Origin of the sequence: Phocaeicola sp. (assembly GCF_048170425.1) — a bacterium.
Classification (GTDB): Bacteria; Bacteroidota; Bacteroidia; order Bacteroidales; family Bacteroidaceae; genus Phocaeicola.
In genome coordinates this window covers 1-3,163 of the sequence record NZ_DBEXBB010000248.1, presented here as the reverse complement: position 1 = coordinate 3,163, position 3,163 = coordinate 1, and the positions used below count along the sequence as shown (strand labels likewise).

2 protein-coding genes are annotated in these 3,163 nt (G+C 45.2%); one reads left to right on the top strand and one right to left on the bottom strand.

The annotated features are described in order from the left end of the window. Positions 1-166: 166 nt before the first annotated feature. Positions 167-1,597, bottom strand: a complete 1,431-nt coding sequence (locus ACMJ0U_RS09785; RefSeq protein WP_417129776.1) for a CCA tRNA nucleotidyltransferase — start codon at positions 1,595-1,597, stop codon at positions 167-169. Between the two features lie 328 nt (positions 1,598-1,925). On the opposite strand from ACMJ0U_RS09785, the gene ACMJ0U_RS09780 reads away from it, so the two are divergent. Next, on the top strand, positions 1,926-2,750 hold the full coding sequence (locus ACMJ0U_RS09780; protein ID WP_417129775.1) for a hypothetical protein: 825 nt from the start codon (positions 1,926-1,928) through the stop codon (positions 2,748-2,750). The last annotated feature ends 413 nt before the right edge of the window (positions 2,751-3,163 follow it).

The window sequence follows — 3,163 nt, the reverse complement described above, 5'->3', positions numbered from 1 at the left end:
CTGTAGGGCGGTAAATTGGGTGACTCTAATTTGTAATAGTTTTCAGATATTGGAAATTCTGAAATATTTTTCTAGTTTGTCGACAAGCGAAGAGTTATATCGGAAAAATCTTTCGAAGCTTCTGTAGGTCAAGGGTGACAGAGGCTTCGAAAGAGGTTGGGTTAGCTTATTTTTTTTCAGGCAGGTTCACGGGCTTTAGTCCCATTTGTTCCGCCTTTTTCAGCATATATTCAAAGGCTGCGTCGTGCTCGTTCGGGATGGCACCATCTAGAATCGCATCTTTGATAGAGCTTTTCAGACTTCCGATTTCACGGCAAGGCTGCAAGTTGAATACCTGCATGATTTCGGCTCCGTCCACAGGCGGCTGGAAGTTCCGGATACGGTCTTTTTCTTCCAAATCTTTCAGCTTCTGGCGCACCAGTTTGAAGTTATCCAGGAAACGTTGCTTGCGGGCTTCGTTTTTGGAAGTAATATCTGCTTCGCAAAGCATCATCAGGTCGTCAATGTCATCACCGGCTTCGAAGAGCAGGCGGCGTACGGCCGAGTCGGTCACTTCTTCATCGGCAATCACAATCGGACGCATGTGCAGACCGACGAGTTTCTGTACGTACTTCATTTTCTCGTTCATCGGAAGCTTCATCTTGCGGAAGATTTCCGGAATCATTTTCTCACCGATGAAATTGTGGTTATGGAAGGTCCATCCCGCCTTAGGTTCCCAGCGTTTGGTTCTCGGTTTGCCAATATCGTGCAGCAGGGTAGCCCAGCGCAGCCACAAGTCATTACTTACGCGTGAAATATTGTCCACCACTTCAAGCGTATGGTAGAAATTGTCTTTGTGACCGCGTCCGTTGCGCACTTCCACTCCCTGCAGTGCCACCAGTTCCGGGAAAATCAGTTCCAGCAGTCCGCAGCGGTCCAGGTCAATAAAGCCCTTTGAAGGAACAGGTGACAGCAAAATCTTGTTCAGCTCGTCGGCGATACGTTCGCGCGAGATAATTTTGATGCGTTCCTTGTTGCGCTCCAGTGCTTCGAACGTTTCATCGTCTATATAGAAATTCAATTGCGTGGCAAACCGTATGCAGCGCATCATGCGCAGCGGGTCGTCGCTGAACGTGATGTCCGGATCAAGCGGAGTACGGATGGTACGTTCCTTCAAATCATCCAGCCCGCCGAAGGGATCCACTAGTTCTCCAAAACGTGCCTTGTTCAGGCAGACTGCCATGGCATTGATGGTGAAGTCTCTGCGGTTCTGGTCATCTTCCAGCGTGCCGTCTTCCACTATCGGCTTGCGGCTGTCGTGGCTATACGACTCCTTGCGTGCACCCACAAACTCCACTTCCGTATCCTTGAACTTGACTTGTGCCGTACCGAAGTTCTTGAAAACAGATACATGCGCACCTCGTCCCAGCTTCTTGCCGAAAGCCTGAGCCATTTCAATTCCGCTTCCTACCACCACTACATCTATGTCCTTAGAAGGTCTGTTCAGGAAAATATCTCTAACAAATCCACCTACGGCATAGCATTCCAGTCCCAGTTCATCGGCTGTTTCTGATATCAGACTAAAAATTCTGCCAGCGAAGTGTTCTTTCAATTCCATTGTATGCATTTTTTCAATTTGCCGCAAAGTTATAAAAAAAATCCCTTTGTCCATTTTTTGCTGCTTACTTGAAAGATTGTATTTGTTTTTCTGGTTGCGGAAAGAAATAGTTGAAAAAACAGTACGGTAAGAAACAAGTGTTTCCATATTTTTTACGTTTCGTTAGTGCAAACCCTAGGTTTTTCCAGACAGAAACGAAGGTTTCCCTTTCGTGAAACGTAGGGCTCCGGATGGGGAAACATAGAAAACGCGCGGAAAAAAGAATGAATGTGAGGATGAGTTCCGAAAATAGTTGTATTTTTGTCCGCGTAGAATCATAGATAAACGTATGAAAAAGATAGGATTATTGCTCGTTCCGATGGCATTGGCACTTTCAGCTTGCCAGAACGGTGAGAAGCAGGCTGGCCAGTTGTTTCAGCGTGCGGAAGCTGCGTATGCGGCAGGTGAATACAGCCTGGCTAAATTGCAGATAGATAGTATTCGTACCTTGTATCCCAAGGCATTTGAAGTGCGCAAGGCGGGTATCAAGCTGATGCAGCAGATTGATTTGGCAGAACAGACCAAGACTTTGGTTTATCTGGACAGCATGATGGCGGTGAAGCAGGCAGCGCTTGATTCCATCAAGGGAAAGTTTGTGCTGGAAAAGGATACGGCCTATCAGGAAGTAGGAAATTATTTTTATCCCACTCAGGTGGTAGAAAAGAATATCGGGCGTTCTTTCCTGCGGGCACAGGTGAGCGAAGTGGGTGAGATGTCGCTGACTTCTATTTATTGTGCGGGAGGAAGTATTCATCATACGGCTGTAAAAGTGTCTGTAGATGATACTTTTGCTGAAACCCCCGCTTCTGTAGATAGTTATGAAACCACCGATTTGGGTCGCCCGGTGGAAAAGGCCGACTATAAACTGGGTAATGACGGAGGAGTGGTTGCATTTCTGGTAGCCAATCGTGACAAGAAAAATATTCGTCTGGAATTTATTGGCGACCGGAACTACAAGACGGTGATGCGTCCGGACGACGTGAAGGCTGTGGCGGAACTGAATGAACTGGCACGTGTGTTGTCTGCCATCGAAGAAATCAAGAAAGAGCAGAAGGAAGCCAACTTGAAGATTAAGTTTGTGAAACGGAAGATGGAAGAGAGTCCGGAAGAATAATTAGAAGAGACTGTATGAAAAAGCAGTCCTTTATTGAGACGGTATTATTTGTTTCGATAGCGAGAATGAGCTTGGTGTATAACCAGGCTCTTTTTGTTTTCTAACGGTCGGGAAGGGGAATTAATTCTATAAAAAAGTAATTTTTATACATTTTGAGAGAACATTCTGTTAGGTTTGTTTGTTATGTTAAAGCGAAAAAAATCACATTTGACGAACAATTTGTTTTCGTTCGCCATTCAAATTGACCTATAAATATTATTATTATGAAGCGATTGATTCCAACAGTTTTTGTGTTATTCATAGCGTGTGGCCTGTTTTTTGCTGGCTGCAAGAAAGAGCAATTGGAGGAAAAGAAAAAGGAAACTCAGGTAGAATCTACAGAACAGACAGAAGAGGTTAAAGATTCAGGTGAT

What these genes read in the sequence shown, in the direction of transcription:
- ACMJ0U_RS09785 (WP_417129776.1), bottom strand. Translation starts at nt 1,597, where the DNA reads ATGGAATTGAAAGAACACTTCGCTGGCAGAATTTTTAGTCTGATATCA.
- ACMJ0U_RS09780 (WP_417129775.1), top strand. Translation starts at nt 1,926, where the DNA reads ATGAAAAAGATAGGATTATTGCTCGTTCCGATGGCATTGGCACTTTCA.